This window comes from Belliella calami, assembly GCF_022549695.1.
Taxonomy (GTDB): domain Bacteria; phylum Bacteroidota; class Bacteroidia; order Cytophagales; family Cyclobacteriaceae; genus Belliella; species Belliella calami.
In genome coordinates, this window is sequence record NZ_JAKZGS010000002.1 from 541148 (window position 1) to 555791 (window position 14644).

At 36.2% G+C, this 14644-nt stretch carries 15 protein-coding genes; 3 read left to right on the forward strand and 12 right to left on the reverse strand.

Annotated elements, in window-relative coordinates:
* Positions 1-137 precede the first annotated feature (137 nt).
* Both MM236_RS04595 and MM236_RS04600 read right to left on the reverse strand, forming a co-directional pair.
* Complete coding sequence (locus MM236_RS04595) at positions 138-1157, reverse strand: FecR family protein (protein ID WP_241273754.1); 1020 nt, start codon at positions 1155-1157, stop codon at positions 138-140.
* Between the two features lie 333 nt (positions 1158-1490).
* A complete protein-coding gene (locus MM236_RS04600; protein WP_241273755.1) occupies positions 1491-2093 on the reverse strand; it encodes an RNA polymerase sigma factor in 603 nt (200 codons plus the stop codon).
* Between the two features lie 186 nt (positions 2094-2279).
* Between MM236_RS04600 and MM236_RS04605 the strand changes: the two genes are divergently transcribed.
* Positions 2280-3479: a DUF6807 domain-containing protein gene (locus MM236_RS04605; protein WP_241273756.1), complete on the forward strand. Its 1200-nt coding sequence runs from the start codon at positions 2280-2282 to the stop codon at positions 3477-3479.
* Positions 3480-3947: 468 nt separating this feature from the next.
* On the opposite strand, the gene MM236_RS04610 is transcribed toward MM236_RS04605, so the two are convergent.
* Entirely contained in the window at positions 3948-4664 is a 717-nt protein-coding gene (locus MM236_RS04610; protein WP_241273757.1) for an SIMPL domain-containing protein, read from the reverse strand.
* A gap of 355 nt (positions 4665-5019) precedes the next feature.
* On the opposite strand from MM236_RS04610, the gene MM236_RS04615 reads away from it, so the two are divergent.
* Together MM236_RS04615 and MM236_RS04620 are read left to right on the forward strand one after the other, a co-directional pair.
* Positions 5020-5295: a hypothetical protein gene (locus tag MM236_RS04615; RefSeq protein ID WP_241273758.1), complete on the forward strand. Its 276-nt coding sequence runs from the start codon at positions 5020-5022 to the stop codon at positions 5293-5295.
* Between the two features lie 75 nt (positions 5296-5370).
* A complete protein-coding gene (locus tag MM236_RS04620; protein ID WP_241273759.1) occupies positions 5371-5601 on the forward strand; it encodes a hypothetical protein in 231 nt (76 codons plus the stop codon).
* A 142-nt stretch (positions 5602-5743) separates the two neighbouring features.
* On the opposite strand, the gene MM236_RS04625 is transcribed toward MM236_RS04620, so the two are convergent.
* From MM236_RS04625 to MM236_RS04665, 9 genes are all read right to left on the reverse strand, one after another.
* The gene (locus MM236_RS04625) at positions 5744-6592 is read right to left on the reverse strand and encodes a prephenate dehydrogenase (protein WP_241273760.1); all 849 of its coding nucleotides are present in this window, start codon (positions 6590-6592) and stop codon (positions 5744-5746) included.
* Positions 6593-6602: 10 nt separating this feature from the next.
* Complete coding sequence (locus MM236_RS04630; protein WP_241273761.1) at positions 6603-7748, reverse strand: pyridoxal phosphate-dependent aminotransferase; 1146 nt, start codon at positions 7746-7748, stop codon at positions 6603-6605.
* Entirely contained in the window at positions 7748-8575 is an 828-nt protein-coding gene (locus MM236_RS04635; protein WP_241273762.1) for a prephenate dehydratase, read from the reverse strand. Before MM236_RS04635 ends, MM236_RS04630 begins: the two co-directional genes overlap by 1 nt.
* The gene (locus tag MM236_RS04640) at positions 8568-8972 is read right to left on the reverse strand and encodes a type II toxin-antitoxin system VapC family toxin (protein WP_241273763.1); all 405 of its coding nucleotides are present in this window, start codon (positions 8970-8972) and stop codon (positions 8568-8570) included. The genes MM236_RS04635 and MM236_RS04640 overlap by 8 nt, the downstream gene beginning before the upstream one ends.
* The gene (locus MM236_RS04645; RefSeq protein WP_241273764.1) at positions 8957-9196 is read right to left on the reverse strand and encodes a hypothetical protein; all 240 of its coding nucleotides are present in this window, start codon (positions 9194-9196) and stop codon (positions 8957-8959) included. Before MM236_RS04645 ends, MM236_RS04640 begins: the two co-directional genes overlap by 16 nt.
* 17 nt (positions 9197-9213) lie before the next feature.
* The gene (locus tag MM236_RS04650) at positions 9214-9582 is read right to left on the reverse strand and encodes a DMT family protein (RefSeq protein WP_241273765.1); all 369 of its coding nucleotides are present in this window, start codon (positions 9580-9582) and stop codon (positions 9214-9216) included.
* A 251-nt stretch (positions 9583-9833) separates the two neighbouring features.
* Complete coding sequence (locus MM236_RS04655) at positions 9834-11048, reverse strand: 3-phosphoshikimate 1-carboxyvinyltransferase (protein WP_241273766.1); 1215 nt, start codon at positions 11046-11048, stop codon at positions 9834-9836.
* 42 nt (positions 11049-11090) lie between these two features.
* Positions 11091-12128, reverse strand: a complete 1038-nt coding sequence (gene aroB, locus MM236_RS04660; RefSeq protein ID WP_241273767.1) for a 3-dehydroquinate synthase — start codon at positions 12126-12128, stop codon at positions 11091-11093.
* 188 nt (positions 12129-12316) lie between these two features.
* On the reverse strand, positions 12317-13414 hold the full coding sequence (locus MM236_RS04665; RefSeq protein WP_241273768.1) for a chorismate mutase: 1098 nt from the start codon (positions 13412-13414) through the stop codon (positions 12317-12319).
* Positions 13415-14644 lie beyond the last annotated feature (1230 nt).

The following is a 14644-nucleotide window of genomic DNA, read 5'->3' on the forward strand; positions in this document are numbered from 1 at the left end:
AAAATGAAACATTGATTTAGTCTATGAAAAGCAGCTACCAAACGTTTTTTCATAGGTTCTTAAAGATTTGATGTTGGCAGGAGCGTATTCGCAGTACGTTCCTGTTTTTTTATGCTTTTTTTATACTCATAAGCCTTTTATTTGAATTCGATTAGCACTTCTTTTTCTTTTAGGGTATAATCAAAACCAATTGAAGCGCTCAATACTTGAAGGACGTTTTTGAGTGTTTCATTATTCTCAAATGTTCCAGATGCTACAAACTTGCCTTGATTTCCCCTAACTTTGATATCAACACCATACCATCTCTCGAGTACGGCGACCATTTCATCCATTGAAGTATCTTCAAATCTTAATACTCCTTCCATCCATAGCATTTTTTGACCTACATCCACCATCTTTTTATCCATCAAGCTTTCTTCTTTGGACAAAACTGATTCTTCTCCCGGATTGAGTATTAAGAATTCCTTACCTCCTTTTTGATTGAGTTTTACTTTTCCAGTCACCAAAGTGACCACAACTTTTTCAGCTTTGTTGAATGTGGAAATATTAAATGACGTTCCAAGGGCAGTTGTAGTGATTCCATTTGATTCTACAGTAAATGGATTTTTTTCATCTTTTGCTACATTAAAAAATGCTTCTCCCTCTAAAGATATGTGGCGATTGGTGATAAAGTCTTCATTGTAAGTAATCCTACTTTTTGAATTGAGATAAACAGTAGAGCCATCTGGTAAATGGATTTTTGTTTTTTGACCTGGAGGATTGAATTTCTCAATCATGTTCACCGAAAATATTTCAGTCTTTGGATCTGAATTTTTGGGATTCATAACCGAAAAAATAACCATTGAAGAAGCCACCAAAATCAAAAGAGATGCAGCCACTTTCAACCAATTAGGCAAAACACTTTTCTTTGCAACTTTTTCCTTGAGCAACTGTGGAGAAGGGTAACCTTCCTTATTCTTATTGATTTTTTCCCACAGAGATTTGGAATCCCATTCTTTGTAATTGGTGTCTTTTGATTTTTCAGACCAAAGTTGAAGAACTTCAGCTGACATAAACTCCTCTCCTTCGGCAGAATCTAACCACGCAAGTAAATCCCTTGCCTGTTCCTCAGTCAATTCCCCTTTGAAAAAATCTTCTATTTGCTTTCTACGATCCATTTTTCTTTTTCTTGTTACATATAGCCACATCTACATAGATTTACTCACATGACTTTGAAAAAAAATGAAAAATTAAATTGTCAATAGTCCACAATCATCCGACCAAAACTGATTGAAATGAACTTCATGCAATATTATAACTGGTTACAGGTAAGAAAGCGGATATGCAGATTTTTCAAACTGCATTTTAAAATGAAGAACATATTTTCATTACAAGATTTAAAAAAAACAGTTTTTGGTTTAAATTTGAAGGCGCAGCTTAATCTCCACACTGAAATTCCAGTAATTTTTCATTCTCCACAACATATCTTGGGTTGCAGGTCTAAATCAATATCAAGAAAAAATAGATTCTATCATCAGCAGAAAAATACTGGCTGAAATTATTTTAAGCTTTTGAAGCTTTTCTTTAATGCCCTTTGATGCTCGGAAAATCTGGTTTTCAACAGTTCTTTTAGAAAGATTTAATTTCTCAGCAATTTCATCAGTACTAAGATTTTCAAAATTTCTCAAAATAAAAATCTGCTTCTGTCCAGGAGGAAGTTGCTCAATCAAGTCTGAGGAAATATGATGGAAATCAGAATATATCAATTCAAGTTCTGGATCACTAGAAGCTTCAAAAGAAATCAATGGTATTTTGTACTTCTGATATGCAAAAAAACGAGCTTCTTTTTTTGATTTTTTTATGACCAAAGAGCGCACGATTGCAATCATGTAAGCATTGATGGAAAGTTCTGGGTCAAGGTTGGATCTTTTTTTCCAAATCTTCAGAAAAACTTCCTGAACAATCCCCTCGGCATCTTCATGGCTAAGGTTCATTTTTCTGGCAATGTGATAAACTTTCTCCCCAAATAGCTGATAAAGCTGTCCAAAGGCTTTTTCATCACCTTTAGAAAGTCTCTCTACCAATTGTTGAAGCGCATGTTCTTTCATTTCCATAGCCATGATTTGACAGTACTATCTATTGAGTACTTCCCAAAGAAACTAATTAAATTTCATCAATCAAAAAAAATTCCATGCATGGTAAAAATTGATTGCTACCTTTTTCACTTTTAGAGGATAGAATAAATTTTCTTTTTGATTCTATAACTTCCATGATTAAGTTTGGCGAATCACTCTAGAAAAATGAAAAACTCAACACTCATTATTTTACTTGCAATATGGCTTCAAAGCTGTGGAAAGCCCGATATTTTAATTACTATTGACCCTGGAAATTTCGAAAGAACAGCTGTTCCGGTAAGCATTGAGCTCAAGGAATCTTTAGACGAAACCGGTAATTATGAACTTGTGGAAATCGAATCCGGTAAAAAAATTCTGGTTGAAGTTTTAGATAAAAAAAATGTTTTGGTCTTTTTGGAAAACTTAGAACCTGAAAAGTCTCTTACTTTCAAATTGGTAAAAAGTACCGAGAAAGAAACAAAAACCAAAGCCTTGGAAATCATTGAAAATCAAGATGGAATTCAGGTAAAAGTAAACGGAAAAGAGTTGTTTTTTTATCAGAAAGAAATGGTCTTTCCTCCAAATGGAGAAAGTCAATTGTATGCAAAAAATGGCTTTATCCATCCTCTCAAAAGTCCAAATGGAGCAATTGTAACAGATGATTTTCCTGCAGGCCATATGCATCAGCATGCGCTTTACAATGCCTGGACAAATACTAAATTTAAGGGAAAAAAAGTTGATTTTTGGAATCAAAGAGACAGCTTGGGCACAGTCGTTCATAAGGATGTACTGGCCGTAAAAGAAGGGAATGCAGTTGGCCAGATCATAAGTACACAAAGTCATATCAGCATGGAAAACGGTGAGGTTTTGGAAGAAAAATGGGATATTCGCATTTATCCAGTATCTGATTTTTTCTTGTTTGACATTTACTCAGAGCAAACCAATACAAGCAATGACACTTTATTTTTGGAAAAATACATTTATGGCGGAATGGCATTGAGGGGAAGCAGAGAATGGAATCCTGATGACAGTGTGTACTTTGACAAACCTTGGAAAGTGTTGAGTGACCAAGGTTTTACGTTGGAAAATGTAAACCACACAAAAGCAAAATGGATTAGCGTGAGTGGAGAAATTTCAGGTGAATTTGCAGGGGTTACAGTTTTTGGTTTTCCTGACAATTTCCGTTATCCGCAGTATGTCAGAGTTCATCCAAGCATGCCTTATTGGGTTTTTACTCCGGTATTTGAAGAAGGATTTGTGATCGCTCCAGGAGAGACCTACAAAAGCAAGTATAGGTATTTTGTACATGATGGAAAAGCAGATTTAAAAATGATTGAAAGTATACAGAGAAATCTGGAAAACCCGGTGACAGTTATGGTAAATTAAGATTGTAAGTCACATGGTTTTCAGTGAATATGACTTTTGAGTCAATTAGTTATCAGTTGATTGGGTGATTAGTGTCCTATGTGGTTAAAATAAAACGAAAATCAGAAAAATAGGAAATCAGGGCAACGCGCCTCAGGGATTTGATGGATTCTTTTTTCTACGAAGCTAGTTTTATAGCGTTATCATCAAAGAAACCTGCAAGACTTAGAAGTTTTGCAGGTTTCGTTTTATATATAGGAATTATAGGAAGGTTTATTTTTGGTTTATTATTTAAACCTCTTGGTCTATTCCAAAGATCTCAGATAACAGGGCTACGCCCCTACAATCCAACTGGCTCCATACTTTTCTACGAAGAACAGTGGGCTCTGCCCCCAAGTTGATTCAAAGACAAGGTTGGTAAATAAGAAAAAGGGGCGCTAGCCATGCTAGCTATAGAATCGATTTTTTGTTGTTATCCTTTACTTAAAATTAAGATTCATGTAGAAACGCAAATGATACAGAAACTCTATCAGACAATTTCTGTGCTTCTGGAGAGAAACTAGGCTCTACTCTTGCATCTGCAGACTTCATCATCATGGTTTCCATTCTTGGTTCGTATGGTTGGAAACTAACTCCTGAGCTGTAATTTACTTTGAAAATTCTGATATTTTTTATTCCCATAGTTTTCGCAATAACATCAGCTTTTCTCCGAGCATCTTCCAGTGCCAATTCAAGCAACTTTTCCTGATGTACTTTTCGTTGAGCTTCCGAAATACCAAAGTTCATATTGTAACTCAAGTCAAAATCTTTGCTGCTGATAGACTCAAGTACTTTTACCAAATCTTTATCGATATTTTTCACTCTCACTTTTACATTTTGCGAAGCTACATATCCGCTATCCTTTGAAGAGCCTTTTGTATAGATTCTATTGATATTTACATAATAATTATCAACTACAAAATCATAATCAGCTACACCTGTTTTCTTGATTGCATCTTGGATTGCTTTCGTTTTTTTATTGAGTGCATTGGTCACATCAGACACTTTCATACCCAATTCCCTTAGGCTTATTTGGATGGTGGCTTCATCAGGCATTACTTCTATTTCGCTCGCACCATCTACTTCGATCGTAGGGATTTGATTCTGCTGCGCAAAACTTAGAAAAGGCAGCATTAAAACAGGCAACATAAAGAATAACTTTTTCATATTTTTCATTTTATAATTTGTTTACATATTTCAAAACTTAAGCCACAAAATCTTAAGAATTATTAATTAAGAGTTGGATTTCATTTTATTGATGAATAATGTTAAAATTAATGCATTCACCCATGTAATCCTTCAACATGACGACTATCAATGTTGATTTGTCTCAATACCATATTATAAAATCCAATGAAAAAACTTATCTCACTGATCATTATCTCTTTAATTTTTTCTAACAGTAATTTATTTGCCCAAAGTTCGGGAACTGTAAATTTTGAAACCAAAAACGCTTCAATACAGAATTAACACCTCCAAGATTCCCTTGAGAATATTGACCATCTTCTCAAAAAAGCAATAGATGAAAAATGCGAAGAAAAATATGATCGGAGATGTATGTGTTGGCAAAGATCATTTTGCTTATGGGTATCAGATTGCTGCGGTAGATGGAGATCTTAGATTTGGAAGAAAACCTGGAAAAATCTCTTGGGGAGGTGCTTTCCAGACTACATTTTGGATGGATCTAACCCGAGGGGTGGTCGCTGTCCTACTTATACAAGTCTATCCTTCCATACATTCCCAAAAACTCTATGGACCTTTTGAACAAACCGTGAATGGGGCTGTATTGGAGGATTGAATGGACTAACAAAAATTAGAATAATTCATGAAATATTTTTAAATTGAATAGGAATAAAAAATCAGACTAAAGAAAATGAATATTGAAAAAGATAAACTGGAAATAATCAAATGGGTTACTACAATCAAAGATGAAACGTCAATTGAAAAGCTTAGGATGTTAATGAATAGTACTACTGAGATTGATTGGTTGGAACAGATTTCTGATGAAGAATTAAATTCAATTGAAAAAGGATTAGAAGACATTAAAGCGGGAAGAGTTAAACCCCACAAAGATGTGAAAAAGCTGTATGAAAAATGGTTATGAAATAGTCTTTAGCAAGCATGAAAATCAACCACTATGTACACAAAGATTGCACAAAGGACACAAAGTGAGATATGGTAATTACCTTGTGTTCTTTATGAAAACCTTCGTGTTCATAGTGATTTTTTATTTTCTTATCATCAACTTACTTCCCCAAATCCAAAATATCTCCAATCTTATTGATTTTTTGCATTTCTGAAGACAATCCTTCATAGTCATCTGCAATGATTTTGTCTCTGAATTTGGAAAGGTTTGAAATATATAAACTCAATGCTTCAAGCATATTTTTCTTGTTTTCTTCCATAATTGGCGCCCACATAGCTGGAGAGGATTTTGCCAATCTTACAGTAGATGCAAATCCTGAACCTGCCATATCAAAGATATTTTTCTCATCTTCCATCTTATCCAAAACTGTTTTGCCAAGCATAAAAGAGGAAACATGGGATAGGTGTGACACAAAAGCCAAGTGACGGTCATGCTCTTCTGCTTCCATGAACCTCAATTTCATATTGAGTGCTTCCAAAATATCATAAGCCATTCCCTTGAGATGAACATCTGTCAGTTCCATTTCGCAAATGATGAATACTTTTTTATCCAACAAGTCAGCTTTTGCAGCTTTTGGTCCAGAGAATTCTGTGCCTGCAATCGGGTGACCTGCCAAGTATTGTGCTCTTTTTGGATGGTTTGCTACTGCCTTGCAAAGATTCTCTTTCGTAGAACCAAAATCAATGACCAAAGTTTTTGGACCTATTTGATCTAAAGTACTGAGCAACAAATCTCCAAGGGAGTTTGCAGGGGTAGCCAATACGACTACATCAATATCTTCCTCTAATTCTGATGTCGCTTCATCAATAATCCCCAATGCCAATGCATCTTCAAGATTCTTGGGATCTGAATCGAAACCTGTAAACTTAATCTCAGGCTTTGCTTTCTTCAATGCCAACCCAAATGAACCGCCCAAAAGTCCCAGTCCGATGATATGTATCTTTTTCATTCTATAATGTTTATTTTATTCTATCTATTGCTTCTTGAATTATTTCTGTGGAAACACAAAGGGAAAACCTTACAAAACCTTTTCCTCTACTTCCAAAAATCCTTCCTGGAGTGATGAAAATTGATTTCTCATACAAAAGCTTATCCACTAATTCTAAATCATTCATACTCTCGGGAAGTTTCGCCCAAACAAACATCCCAACAGCATCTGAGTCATAACTCAAGCCTAATTTTTCAGCCAATTGCCAAACCAATTCTCTCCTTTTTCTATACTCAAAATTCAATTTTGAATACCAATCCTTTTCCAAACGCAATGCGGCGATAGCTCCTTCCTGAATTCCCAAAAACATCCCAGAATCCATATTGCTTTTCACTTTGGTGATCGCTTGAATCCACTCTTTCTTCCCCCCTATCATTCCAACTCTCCACCCTGCCATATTTGCCGTTTTACTCAATGAATTCAACTCCAAAGCCACTTCCATGGCACCATTGATTTTCAAAATACTCAATGGATTGTTTTCTAATATAAAACTGTATGGATTGTCATGAACGATTACAATTTCATGCTCTCTGCCAAATGCAATCAACTTTTCAAACAAAACCTTGCTTGCCTTGGCTCCTGTAGGCATATTGGGATAATTGACCCACATGAGTTTGACTTTGCTCAGATCCGTTTTTGACAAAGACTCAAAATCTGGCTCCCAATTTTGGCTTTCCAACAAATCAAAATATACTGGTTCTACGTGCAACAACTTGCAAACCGAACTGTATGTCGGGTATCCTGGGTTGGGAATCAATACCTGATCACCTGCATCCAAAAATGCCATTGAGACATGCATAATCCCCTCTTTGGAGCCCAATAAAGGCAAGATTTCTCCATCAGGATCTAATTGGACACTATAATGCTCTTTATAAAAATCGGAAAAAGCTTCTCTTAATTGTGGAATTCCTTGATAACCTTGATAACCATGGCCTGTAGGGTTAATTGCAGCTTGACAAATTGCTTTGACCACTTTGGGATGTGGTGGTAAATCAGGACTTCCGATTCCCATGTTCAAGATTGGTTTCCCCGAAGATTTCAGGCTATTTACCTCTTTGAGTTTTTGGGAAAAATAGTACTCCTGAACTTCATTTAGTCGTTTTGAAAATCCCTTCATCACTTTCTATTTTGATATTCTCCAAAGATTTTCACTGACCCAAAGCTAGAGTTGATCTCAGTAACAGCAGTTTTGAAAGCATCGTAATCCTCAAATTCTGTGTCAATAAAAAATGAATACTCCCAAGGTTTTTCAATCACCGGAATAGATTGAATCTTGCTCAAATCCAAGCCAGATCCACTCATGTGTGATAGCAACTTTGCCAAAATCCCTTTTTCATTATTGACCGTCACTTTAATAGAGGCTTTATTCGGCTTGACCAATCCCAAATCCAAAGTTGGTTTTTGCAAAATTATAAACCGTGTGAAGTTATTCTTGACCGTTTGTATATCAGAAGCCAAAACCTCCAAATTATAGATCTGGGCTGCTGTCATGCTTGCTATGGCACCGATTCCTTTGATTTTTTCTTCACGGATTCTTTTGGCAACAGATGCAGTATCTACATCATCCACAAGTTTGATTTGGGGATAGTTTTCAAAAAATTTCTTACACTGAAGCAATGCCATTGGATGGGATCTTACTTCTGCCAAGTCCTCGATTTTTTGTCCTTTCAGACACATTAGATTATGTGAAATAGGAAGGTAATATTCATCTTTGATCGTCAGGTTATACCGATCTATCAATTCATAGTTCGGTAAAATTGCGCCAGCGATTGAATTTTCAATCGCCAAAACTCCATAATCGCAAGTACCTTTCGCTACACATTTGGCTACTTCTTCAAAAATCCTATATCCTACAATCTCAACTTCCGTCCCAAAACAATTGATAGCTACCTGATGATGAAATGAACCCGGAATTCCTTGTATTGCTATGATTACTTTATTCATTGTTTTCAGGAATTAATAATTCAAGTCTTTTAACTCTCTCGAAATGCTTCTTATTAAAAGAAGCCAAAGGCCTTTTGTATCTAAGAGCGGTAGCTGCAATAAATAGATCTGGAATATCGATTTGCTTATTGATCTTTTTTAATTCTTGATGAATTTTTACAGCAATAGTAGCGGATTCACTATCAAATGGTAATATTGTCAGTTTCGAAAATATTTCTTCCCAAAAACCAGATTGTTTCTCATTAATACCATACTTAATTTCAAATTCTGTAATGGAGGTGATTTCAATTCCATCATATTGATTGAACAACCGACTCAAAAAAGTTTTCTCCTTATTTTTTTTTCTAAAAAAATCCAAGAGAACAGAAGTGTCCAAACAAATTACTCTTTTCTCCATAACATTATTTTTGATCTAGCTTCCTCAATTTTCTGAATCTCTTTTTCAGTAAGTACGGGTGCATTTTTCAGAACCTCCAACAATCTATTTTTATCAGACCTTGTCTGCTGATTCTTTGGAGAATTAGTATTGACATACCTCTTCACTTGCTCAAACTGTTGAGGTGTCAACTTATCTAAAAGATCTATAAGTTGATCAAACTTGATATCTATTGATATTTCCATAACTAAATATACGAAATCTACCTCTTAAAGATAAAATAAACTGCCAAAATCAAAAATCCGAAGCCAATGATATGATTCATTTTGATGCTTTCATTTTTGAAAAAAAGAAAGGTGAAAAGCATAAACACCACCAAAGTGATTACTTCTTGTAGCACCTTCAATTCTACCAAAGAAAATGGTCCTCCATTTTCATTGAAACCAATTCTATTTGCAGGAACTTGAAACATATATTCAAATAATGCTATTCCCCAAGAAATTAAAACTATTGAAATAAGTCCCAAATTTTCAAACCATTTCAATTCCTTAAATTTCAAATGCCCATACCAAGCAAATGTCATAAAGGTATTGGACAATACAAGTAGCAAGATTGTGTAGATACTTTTCATATTCTAGAAAGGGGAAATTAGATTTTTGAACTTATATTTTAGGATTTACTTAGCATATAGAATATTTCAATTAGTTTTTAATCATTCAGGACTGTTTTTTTAGAACTGAAGTAAATATCAAGTAACCATTAACCTACTCACACAATCCCCCAATAACTTAATTAACCAATCTCTATTAAGAAACCAATCCTCTCAACTTTCCAACATTTAAACTTCTTAATAACCTTCAATCTTCCAAATCTTTAAATTCATCAATTTTCAAGCTCTACCAGCTCCACATGCTTCCAAAAGCTTGGGTAAGACTTATTGACTACTTCGGGGTCTTCGATGATCACATTGGTTTTGGTCATGAGCGGCATAAATGCCATCGCCATCCTATGGTCATCATAGGTATGGATCTGAACTTCATTTGGAATCTCTACAGATGGTATCAAGGTAAACACTTCATTCTCTCCTTCTAGCAACTGGGCATTGAATTTGGCTAATTCTTGTTGCAAGGCATAAATCCTATCCGTTTCTTTGATCCGCAAACTTTCAAGACCTGAAAAATCTACTTTTTGCCCCAAAACAGCACATGTCACCGCTACTGTCTGTGCCAAATCTGGACAATGGGTAAAGTCCCAAGATTTCAAGCCTTTCACCTTTTGTTTGGTAAGCTGGATTCCTCCTTCCACAAACTCACTTTTCACCCCAAGATGATCCATGATTTCGACAATTTTCGAATCTCCCTGCAAACTATCTTTCTTTAGTCCTTTCAAAAACAAAGAACCACTCTCTGCACATGCCAACAAACTAAACCAATAACTTGCACCTGACCAATCAGACTCGACCGCAAAAGCTGTAGAATGGTACTTTTGGGATCCTACCTTGATTATATTTTCTTCCCAAGTATAGGCAACTCCGAATTGCTTCATCAATTCCAAAGTCATCTCAATATATGTCACAGACCCAACTTTTCCTGTAAGTTCGAGAGACAAGCCATTTGGCAAGAGTGGTGCAATCATCAAAAGTGCCGAAATATATTGACTACTGACATCTCCCCTGATGCTGATTTGATCTACCAACTGACCCTTGAATCCGTGAATGGCCAAAGGTGGATATCCTTCCTTGTTCATATAATGAATGTCAGCACCAAGTTCACGCAAAGCATCTACCAAAATACCAATAGGTCGTTCACACATCCTTGCGGTTCCTGTCATCACTTTGTTTTGGTTGGTGACAGCAGCAAATGCAGTCAAAAAACGCATGGTAGTCCCAGCATCCAAGACATCAAATACCGGCGGGTTAGTTTTGAGAAGCCTAATCATTGTTTGGGTATCTCTCGCTTCTGCAAGATTTGATATTTCATTTTCCCCATCTGTCAATGCATCAATGATCAAAACCCTATTGCTTTCACTTTTGGAAGAAGGCAAAGGGATTTCTGTTGATGGGAAACTGGGGATTTGTTTGAGGTAAATCGTATTCATTCGGTTTGAGTGGCTTTATTCACATTACTAGGTAATGTTTGGTTAGTTTTTCAGGGAGATATAATAAGCAATCGCTTCTTCGATTTCAGTTAGGTTGATATGAATATTGTATTCACAAAAGCCTGTTTTTTTCAAGAGTGAAAAGTTGATCACATCGCCTTCATTCTTCTTGTCTTGGGCACAAAGTGCTATTATCTGTGAGATATCTTCATTTGGAAAATCAAAATACCCATAGATTTTCAATACCATTTCAGTGATTTTATCCAAGTCATCTTGTGGCAAACCCATTCTTCTGTAAGAAAGATATGCTTCTGTGACCATACCTATCGCGATGGCTTCACCATGCAAAAGGTGTCTTTCAGAATCTAAGTAAAAAGACTCGAAAGCATGTCCTATGGTATGTCCAAAATTGAGGATTTTTCTGAGACCTGCTTCCTTTGGATCTTTTTCAACTACAGATTTTTTGATACTGACCGACTTCTCAATGATCGTTTTCCAATCCTGATTTTCCCAATCGGTAGATTTAAGCGTGGAAAAGTAATCTGCGTTCTGAATCAATCCATGTTTGATGACTTCAGCATATCCTGATCTCAGCTCGTTATGTGGAAGGGATGGTAGAAATTCATCCGAAATCAAGACAGCCAAAGGTTCGGTAAAAACACCTATATGGTTTTTGAATCCGTTGAAATCAATTCCAAGCTTTCCTCCAACACTGGCATCTACTTGGGAAAGTAGCGTGGTGGGAATATTGATAAACCTGACGCCTCTTTTGTAAGTGCTGGCGCAAAATCCGCCCATATCTCCACATACTCCTCCACCCAAATTGATAATCAAGGCTTTTCTGTCAAATCCACAATCTGTCATCCACTGCCAAATAGCAGAACATGTAGATAGGTTTTTATTCACCTCGCCTGCTTCAAAAGCAAATTGTTGATGATGGGGGATCTTGTTGCTGATAAGAGGATAGCAATGAACCTGTGTGTTGCTATCCATGATCAATCCTAATTGAGAAAAATCCTGCCGGCTGATATAACCGGCAAGATCTTCTGCTATTGCACTTGAAAATATGATTGACTCCAATTTTTCTAAGTTATTATTTGACTCGAAATTACGAAAAGGATGAAAAAGGTTAAAAGGTTTAAAAGTTGAAAGGTTTAAAAGTTATTGGAAAAGTTGATTTCTATTAAAAACCAAACTTTCCAACTTTATAACCTTTTAACATTACAACAATTTTAACCTTGTAACTTTATAACCTTACAACTTCCAATTTATTTCTTCACAGGATCCGCTTCTCTCAATTGTTTTTCTTGTCTTTTTACTGATTCTTCATGGATGCAATAAAGCAATTCTTTCATGAATTTTTCGCTCAGATTTTTCTTTACGCCTTTTTCTGTACGTGATTCCATTACAAACTTCCATCTGTCTGATTGAAATACTGTCAGGTTTTGCTCTCTTTTATAAGCACCTATTTGGTCTATTAGTGAGAATCTTTCCTGAAGGATATCCAACAATTGATCATCCAAATGATCAATAGCAGTTCTCAAGTCATGTAAGCGTTCTCCAGGATTTTCTTTTCCTCCAGTTTGCTTGAAGTCTATTTGGGACAAAATCTGCTTCAATCCGGCAGGTGTAACTTGCTGCTTTGCATCAGACCATGCATTGTCAGGATCATGGTGTGTTTCGATCATCAAGCCATCCAATCCGAAATTGATTGCTCTCTGTGCAGTTTCCAAAATCCCTGCCCTGTTGCCAACAATATGACTAGGGTCATTGATCACTTCCATCCCTTTCCACTCTCTTTTCAAATGGATTGGCATAGACCAGTTTGGCTTGTTTCTGAATCTCTTATCATATGAGTCAGAGAATCCTCTATGGATAGCCGCAAGCTTGTTGATTCCTACTGCTTGCAACCTTTCCAAAGCTCCCAACCATAACTGTAGGTCTGGGTTCATTGGGTTTTTGACCATTACTGGGATATCTACCCCTCTTAATGCGTCAGCAATTTCTTGAACTGCAAATGGATTTACGGTAGTTCTTGCACCGATCCAAAGTACATCTACTTTGTGTTTCAAGGCCAATTCCACGTGTGCTGCATTTCCTACTTCAGTAGTGATTGGGATGTTTAGGTGATTTCTCACGATTTCCATCCACTTCAATCCATCTTCACCAATCCCTTCAAAACTTCCTGGTCTGGTTCTTGGTTTCCAAATCCCTGCACGGAAAATGTGAGGCACCATGTTTTCTTTTTTCATATCCAAACAGACTTTTTCTATCTGTTCGGGTGTTTCTGCGCTACAAGGTCCTGCGATGATCACGTGGCCATTTAGTCCTAGTCCCCAGTCTTTTGTTTGTAAGTGATTTTCCATGAGTTTGATTGGTTTGAATAAAAAAAGCCCGATTCTTTCGAATCGGGCTTTTGTGTATGTATGAATGTTTATTTTTTAACTAGACAATACGCAGCTCCGATTCGACTTTTGTGACGAAAGTAAAAGTAAAAGAAGCTAAAATATATTACGACTGCGATTAACATGTCCCAAATGTAAAGGCTCATTTTTTAAAAACAAATTAATTTTTCAATATTTTTTTGTCATTTATGTAATTGGAAGTAAAAGTATTGCTTTTTCGGAAAATAGACACATATTTTCATTGATTAGCAGAATTATGTTTGGAAAACAATTTACACCTTCATACAATTACCATTTCCTTTGCGATCCATTGCGAAACTTTGCGGTTAAATCATTTTTTAGTAAAAATATGCCGCTAGGGACGCTAGGGTACGCAAAGGAAATGTTTCTATAAATAATTGCAATACCAAACCCTTTGCGATCCATGGCGAAACTTTGCGGCTAAATCATTTTTTAGAAAAATATGCCGCTAGGGACGCTAGGGTACGCAAAGGGAATAGTTCTAAAATAATTGCCATACCAAACTCTTTGCGATCCATGGCGAAACTTTGCGGTTAAATCATTTTTTAGTAAGATAAGCCGCTAGGGACGCTAGGATGCGCAAAGGAAATATTTCTATAAATAATTGCCATACCAAACCCTTTGCGATCCATGGCGAAACTTTGAGGCTAAATCATTTTTTAGTAAGATAAGCCGCTAGAAATGCTAGGATGCGCAAAGGAAATGTTTCTATAAATAATTGCCATACCAATTCCTTTGCGTTCCATTGCGAAACTTTGCGGCTAAATCATTTTTTAGTAAAAATAGCCGCTAGGGACGCTAGGGTACGCAAAGGGAATAGTTCTAAAATAATTGCAATACCAATTCCTTTGCGATCCATGGCGAAACTTTGCGGCTAAATCATTTTTTAGAAAAATATGCCGCTAGGGACGCTAGGATCCGCAAAGGAAATGTTTCTATAAATAATTGCCATACCAAACCCTTTGCGATCCATGGCGAAACTTTGCGGTTAAATCATTTTTTAGTAAAAATATGCCGCTAGGGACGCTAGGATCTGCAAAGGAGATGTTTCTATAAATAATTGCCATACCAATTCCTTTGCGATCCATGGCGAAACTTTGCGGCTAAATCATTTTTTAGTAAAAATAGCCGCTAGGGACGCTAGGATCCGCAAAGGAAATGTTTCTATAA

Excerpts from the sequence above, each read along its gene's own strand:
- MM236_RS04620 (WP_241273759.1), top strand. The coding sequence starts at position 5,371 with ATGAATATTGAAAAAGATAAACTGGAAATAATCAAATGGGTTACTACA.
- MM236_RS04605 (WP_241273756.1), top strand. The coding sequence starts at position 2,280 with ATGAAAAACTCAACACTCATTATTTTACTTGCAATATGGCTTCAAAGC.
- MM236_RS04615 (WP_241273758.1), top strand. The coding sequence starts at position 5,020 with ATGAAAAATGCGAAGAAAAATATGATCGGAGATGTATGTGTTGGCAAA.
- MM236_RS04635 (WP_241273762.1), bottom strand. The coding sequence starts at position 8,575 with ATGAATAAAGTAATCATAGCAATACAAGGAATTCCGGGTTCATTTCAT.
- MM236_RS04665 (WP_241273768.1), bottom strand. The coding sequence starts at position 13,414 with ATGGAAAATCACTTACAAACAAAAGACTGGGGACTAGGACTAAATGGC.
- MM236_RS04650 (WP_241273765.1), bottom strand. The coding sequence starts at position 9,582 with ATGAAAAGTATCTACACAATCTTGCTACTTGTATTGTCCAATACCTTT.
- MM236_RS04625 (WP_241273760.1), bottom strand. The coding sequence starts at position 6,592 with ATGAAAAAGATACATATCATCGGACTGGGACTTTTGGGCGGTTCATTT.
- MM236_RS04655 (WP_241273766.1), bottom strand. The coding sequence starts at position 11,048 with ATGAATACGATTTACCTCAAACAAATCCCCAGTTTCCCATCAACAGAA.
- MM236_RS04640 (WP_241273763.1), bottom strand. The coding sequence starts at position 8,972 with ATGGAGAAAAGAGTAATTTGTTTGGACACTTCTGTTCTCTTGGATTTT.
- MM236_RS04600 (WP_241273755.1), bottom strand. The coding sequence starts at position 2,093 with ATGGAAATGAAAGAACATGCGCTTCAACAATTGGTAGAGAGACTTTCT.
- MM236_RS04630 (WP_241273761.1), bottom strand. The coding sequence starts at position 7,748 with ATGAAGGGATTTTCAAAACGACTAAATGAAGTTCAGGAGTACTATTTT.
- MM236_RS04645 (WP_241273764.1), bottom strand. The coding sequence starts at position 9,196 with ATGGAAATATCAATAGATATCAAGTTTGATCAACTTATAGATCTTTTA.
- MM236_RS04610 (WP_241273757.1), bottom strand. The coding sequence starts at position 4,664 with ATGAAAAAGTTATTCTTTATGTTGCCTGTTTTAATGCTGCCTTTTCTA.
- MM236_RS04595 (WP_241273754.1), bottom strand. The coding sequence starts at position 1,157 with ATGGATCGTAGAAAGCAAATAGAAGATTTTTTCAAAGGGGAATTGACT.